The organism is Myxococcus vastator, from assembly GCF_010894475.1.
GTDB lineage: Bacteria > Myxococcota > Myxococcia > Myxococcales > Myxococcaceae > Myxococcus > Myxococcus vastator.
The window spans coordinates 1-5739 of sequence record NZ_JAAIYB010000504.1; the positions used below are offsets into that span (position 1 = coordinate 1).

A 5739-nucleotide genomic window follows, 5' to 3' on the forward strand; every position below is an offset into this window, starting at 1 on the left:
GGCTACTACCGAGCCCACGCGACCCGGCCTCGTCGCCAGCTACGTGGAGAACTTAGGCGTCCGGCCAACGACGTGCTGAGAGGCGTTGAGGTGAGAGCCGCCAGGGGTGAAGGCACGCCGTCAGCCTCACGCACGCGCCCCGACGCCGATTCAGCCTGGATCATCTGTCAGTGCTATATGGTATTGCACGAACTCGTGTCGTCAACGGGCTCCCGACGAGGGGGGCAGCGCCAGGAGGGCTCCGCATGCTGCCACGATGGTCGATTCCCCTCCTGCTCATGGCGCTGGCCGGGTGCAGTAGCGCGACAAGCGCAGTGCGTTTGGACACGGGTCGGGGCAACCCCCTCACCTTCACCCCAAGCTCCGGTGACGCGAGACCAGTGGAACTGGACGAAGACGACTTCCAGGAGACCGTGGCGAAGTTGGGCCGAGACGTACCCCGGTCCGCCCAACCTCGATCGGACGCGCGACGGCGGTTCTGGTCTCCAGTGAATGATGCGTACGCAGGCGCACGAGGGCGCGTCGGCCTCGTGTCTGTTGGCTCGCGGCAGTACTCGGACAACACCCTCCTCCCACCAACCGAAGCATGGAGACCGGAGGCGGATTCAGAACTCACGCGCGCCTATGGCCGCTGGTGCGAGCGGACGCAGCGCGCCCGAGACTGCCTTCACCTGCTGGAGGACGGCCCCACACTTGGCGACGAGGCCAAGCGCACCCTGGCCCTACAGTTCGCCATGGGCTCGGTCTTGGACGAGACCCAGGCGGCGCTGGGAGAAATGGTGGATCCGATTGCAGTGCGGAACACCATCATCACGGCCATGGCCGTGTACCTCGGCCTCTGGTTGCTGCCCGAACCGGTGAGTAAAGGCGTGGCCGCCACCCTGACGGTCGGCCTCATCGCCTACTTGGGAGTGGACACCGTTTGGAATCTGGTCGCAGGGTGGCGGCAACTTGCCGAGGCGGTAGCGGTCGCCACGACCTTCAATGAGGTACGCACGGCTGGCGAAGAGTACAGCAGGGTCATGGGCGAGAACGCGGCGCGCGTCTTCGTCATGCTCGCGACCGCTGCCATTGGGAGCACCGCAGGGCTGGCGGTCAAGGCACCGGGGCTTCCGGGCTCGGTACAGGCGGTGCGGCTGGCCGAGGTCCAAGGCGGCTTCCGATTCACAGCAATCGCGCAAGTGGGCTCGGTGGCGATCCCCGCCGAAGGGGCCGTCACCATCACGCTCGCGCCTGGGGCGCTGGCCATGGCGGCACGAGGGGCGAGCGCCGGCAGCTCGGCACCGGTGGACGCGGACGGCCCCTGGCACCATGTCGCCTCCGACAAGTTCAGCACATCCACCAACAGCGGGGGGCCCTGGACGCCAAGGTACCAGGAAATCTTCGACCGAGCAGGCATGTCGCTCGACGATGCGGCGAACCAGGTTCGCGTCCCGGGCCACAAGGGGCCACACCCGCGGGAGTACCACGAGGAAGTCTACGAGCGGCTGGACGAAGCAACCTCGACCTGCAAGAGCATCAATCGTTGCCGAGAGGTGTTGACGAGGATCCTCGGCATGTTGGCGCGCGAAATCTCGAAACAGGGGACCAAGCTCAATCGGCTGGTGACCCGAACCGAATGACGGAAGAATGTCCTCATGCCGCAGCGGTTCTTCAAGTTGACCGATGATGTGTACCTCTCCGGCCGGTGGGAGTTGGGGCATCCTCTCGATGAGGAGGGCCGGAAGCTCGATGACCCGTGGCAGTTCAGGATCGGGCAGCGGGCTCAGTCGGACGAGCGAATCAAGATCCCCATCAAGATCTCCGGTAGACCGCTCGACTATTCCCATGCGGCATTCAGCATCCCCATCGTCCACGCCCGGGTAGCCGCCCTCATCACCGAGGTGGCACCCGACGACGTGCAGCTCTTCCCGGTGGAGCTCGACTCCCAGCACGCTCAGCACTACATCCTCAACGCCACCCGGCTGGTGAAGTGCATCGACGACGCTGCGTGCGAGGAGGTGCGTTACTGGACCCTGGAGGACGGGATGCCCGAAAAGGTGGGTACGTACTCCTCGGTGTCCGGGATGCGCATCGACACGGCTAAGGTAGAAGGCGCCAAGGTGTTCCGAACCTGGGGATGGACCGTGGCGCTGATCGTGTCCGAGGAGGTTAAAGATGCCATGGAGCGCGCCGGTATCACCGGCACGAAGTTCACGGACGTCACGGGCCCCGGTGAAGCCAAGAACTCCTGACCCCAGCTTTCCCACCCTCGTATTCAAGATGAACGGACGCGGGTGAACCGCAACGGACCCGACGCCCCGGTCAAGTCCCGAATCGTGTGTAGTTGATCCGGAGGGGGTTCCGGGGGGTTCAGACTTCTTCGTCCGGCAAGATCGTGAGCAGCAGCTCGTCGTCGGGACGGAGCGGGCGCCAGCCGGGCGGTGGCGGCTTGGCGAGGAGCGCTGCGCTGACCTGTCTTGCTTTGTCCTGATGAGTTTCTGGGGTGTAGGCAATCCACGAACTGAGCGCCTTGGCGACTTCGAAACGATTGGCATCATTCAACACGGCCGGCCAGCCGTTGGGAAGACCTTCGGATAGCTCGCGCACAAGCACGTCGCGAACAAAGCGTGTGACCTGCTTGCGCTGCTCCGCCTCGCCAAGCAATCCGCTCAATACTTGCACTGCTGCAACGTCATCCTTTCCAAGCTCTTCGGCCAGCAAGTACAACGGGACGCCAGGACGCGCCTTGGCAAAGGCGGTGAGCGAATCGTAGCCGTGCTCGCGGACCCGCTCATACAGGCGTGCCTTCACGTTACCCTGCCAGGCACGCTCGTCGCTCATCGTCCTCTCCAGCGGGTGAAGTTCATCGGGTTCATATAGTCCCTCATATTCTTCGCGACGATCTCCAGGCTCTCGTTTCGCGTCAACATCCGTCCGGCCAACACCTCGGCTTCACGCAATCGGCTCATAATCATCCGGTTCCATTCACCGGGCCATGTGCGTCCCAGCTTCCAGTCGCCCCGCCGTGGATGGCCTCGTGGTGAGCCTGCTCCAGCAGGAGCGAGCCCATCATGGCGGCCTCGAGCCGCGGGCCGGCGAGGTGCAACAGGGCGAGCTGCATGTCCGGCGCCTCCACCTCCGAAGCGGTGTTGGCCATCCGAGTGGCGGCGACGAGCTGAGCGTCAATCCACCGCAACTGCTGGGCGCCGTAATCGACGTAGCGGACGAAACCGCCGTCTCCGCCGCCAATCCCTCGCCAACGGGCCTTCAAACTGGGGAACTCGCCGGAGATGCGACGGGTGGAGCCCGAGACGTCGAGCAGGGCGCTGCGAAATGCCAGCCGGGCCGCGAGGGCGCCCTGGTGCGCGTCCCTCTCCGCGCTGTCCAGCGCGCACCACTGTCACCTCCACCCGGGAGGCCCGGCGCCGATGCAGCCGCTCCGGTGCTTCGGACTCAAGCGTTGATGCGAGGACGCGCGGAGCCTCGACGCCTGGCCCCTCAACCAAGGTAGGCGCCGCCGCCTCGTGCGGCGCGTGACGGAAGTTCATCCCCCGTCCGGACGATGGTGTCAGTGACAGGCGAGCAGAAAAGTGCACCCGCTTCACGCCGGCCGTCGGTCGGTTACGGCCCCCAGCTCACACGGGCGTTGGCCGGTCCATGGCGGAAGGCGCGGCGGGAGCCCAGTGGAGCGGGTCCACCGCCACGATGCGGATCTCGCTGGTGTACGACTGGCCCTGGGCATCCTGTAGCCAGCACGCCTCGGCACCGGGGAGCATCTCGCTCAAGGTAATGGAGGTGGAGCGGCGGACCAGATGGGCGAGGAGCTCCACGTACAGTGGGCTCCAGAGGTCCAGATAGCAGGGCTTCGCCTCGGCGGAGGCCTTGACGAACATGAACCGCGGCAGGCCGTAGGCCCGGGCCAGCTCACGGGCCCCCATGAACCGCTCCAGCGGCGTCTTGCGCTCCGCGAACGCGAGCTCCTGGGGCGTGAAGCTCCAGCTCTCACGCCAGACGACGAGCCCGTCGATGGTGATGCGCGGAATGTGCCGGGCCGAGCCCAGCAGGCCCGCGCGAGCGTTGGACAGCAGCATGTCCGCGAAGGCGATGATGTCCCACTGCCGCCGCCCGTCCCGCGAGCACACAGTGACCCGCCCGTCGACCCGCCGCACCACGCAGTCGGCAATGGCCACCGTCTGCTCACGAGGGCGGCTGGAGCGCGCGGCGTCGAACTCAATCGTCGCGTCGTCGGGGTGCTCGGAAATGCCGAAGCCGGTGCGGCTGGAGGCGATGTGCTTCGGCACCGCGGGGTAGACGCGGCCCCGCTGCATGTCCTCGGTCATCCACTGGAGCAGCAACTCCGGCTCCCGGTGGTCGTCGAAGAAGAGCTCCTGCTCCAGCGTGTTCATCCCGATGTGCAGCTCGCCCAGCACCAGGGCGTAATCTCCGCGCGCGACGTCCTCCGTGCTCGACGCGGCGAGCAGGATGTCCGGAGAGTGGTAGCGCGCCGTGGGCCAGCCCGGCCCGGGCGCCGCGAAGGCCTCTTGGACCTTCGGCAGGAGCTCCTGGGCGAAGAGCTCCAGGCGCCGCCCCTCGAAGGGAAGGCCGAGCACCTGCGCCCAGCGGCACTGGAACTCGGTCAGCACGGCCATGACCTCCGCCGGAAAGGTGCCATGCCCCCGGGGAATGTGCCGGATGGCATGCGCCCAGAACTGGCTCAGCTCCAGCGTGTCCGTGCCCCCCTCGCGGCACAGCGCCTCGAAGAGGGAGTCGAACACGCCCCTGTAGGCGCGGGCCTGGTGGAAGGTCAGCCAACGGCCCGCCATCAACAGCAGGGAGAGCGCGGGCGCCAGCCGCTCCCGCACCTGGGGGCCCAGGTCGACGGAGACGTCCCGGCGGCAGTCCTCGTAGATGAGGGTGCGCCCCGCGTAGAGCTGGCCCGCGTTGCGGTAGGGCGCGCTCCCCGTCAGGCGGGTGAAGGTCTCCTCCATGACCTGCAGCGCGGCGTCCAGGGCCGCTGCGTCTCCGGCCGCCCGGACCACCGCGTCGTGAGCGCCTTCGAGCTCCTTGAAGAGCGCCTGGGCCTGCTCGCGCACCGCCGGGTCGCCGATTCGCTCGAGCTGCTGGCGGACGACCTGCATGAAGCGCGTCCTGCCCACCGTGGGGACCTCCATCCGCCACAGGATGAGCCCCTGGGACGCCAGCTCCGTCAGCTCGACGTAGACCGCCTCCTCGCGCTCCACGCCGGCCGAGGCGTCCTCCTTCAGGCGCAGCGCCAGGGCCCGAGCCGTCTCGTCGCCGCCACACCCCGCCAGCACGCGGGCCCGAAGCGGTGACAGCTCATCCGCTCCCAGCGGGGTGAAGAGGCGCGTGCCCTCCACCCGAACATAGGGCATGCGCCGCGGCGCCAACCAGGGCTGGATTCCCGGCACCTCGGAGATCCTGGCGCACAGCGCATCCAGCGCCCAGTGCTCGAGGAACGTCCGCCGGTCCCAGAGCAGCTCCGGCCCCGGGCGGCAGACGAGCGGAGCCCCCGACTCCCGGAACTCGCCCCAGGCCACGGGCCCGAAGAAGCCGATGGAGTCGTTCTTGGCGCAGTAGCGCTGGATGTGACTGGCGACGTACCGCTCCTTGCTGCGCACGGAGCTGCTCCGGTCGGTCACCGGCGCCTGCAGCAACAGCTTCGCCCCCGTGTGGAAGCCGGCGCGGTTCTGCCAGAGCAGCGCCTCCCGGAAGAGCCCACTCCCCGCGACCTCCCGC

At 67.5% G+C, this 5739-nt stretch carries 5 protein-coding genes; 2 read left to right on the forward strand and 3 right to left on the reverse strand.

Translation table 11 applies throughout. The annotated features are described in order from the left end of the window. Positions 1–245: 245 nt before the first annotated feature. Positions 246–1622: an AHH domain-containing protein gene (locus G4D87_RS32510; RefSeq protein ID WP_163786574.1), complete on the forward strand. Its 1377-nt coding sequence runs from the start codon at positions 246–248 to the stop codon at positions 1620–1622. Positions 1623–1637: 15 nt separating this feature from the next. After that, positions 1638–2234: an imm11 family protein gene (locus G4D87_RS32515; protein ID WP_163786575.1), complete on the forward strand. Its 597-nt coding sequence runs from the start codon at positions 1638–1640 to the stop codon at positions 2232–2234. 118 nt (positions 2235–2352) lie between these two features. Here the strand turns inward: G4D87_RS32515 and G4D87_RS32520 are convergent, their stop codons facing one another. From G4D87_RS32520 to G4D87_RS32530, 3 genes are all read right to left on the reverse strand, one after another. Continuing rightward, positions 2353–2823, reverse strand: coding sequence for an NUDIX hydrolase (locus tag G4D87_RS32520; protein WP_163786576.1), 471 nt, complete (start codon positions 2821–2823; stop codon positions 2353–2355). A 130-nt stretch (positions 2824–2953) separates the two neighbouring features. Further along, a complete protein-coding gene (locus G4D87_RS39715) occupies positions 2954–3253 on the reverse strand; it encodes a hypothetical protein (protein WP_240358789.1) in 300 nt (99 codons plus the stop codon). 364 nt (positions 3254–3617) lie between these two features. Beyond that, on the reverse strand, positions 3618–5739 hold a 2122-nt coding region (locus tag G4D87_RS32530; RefSeq protein ID WP_163786577.1), incomplete at its 5' end, for a lantibiotic dehydratase.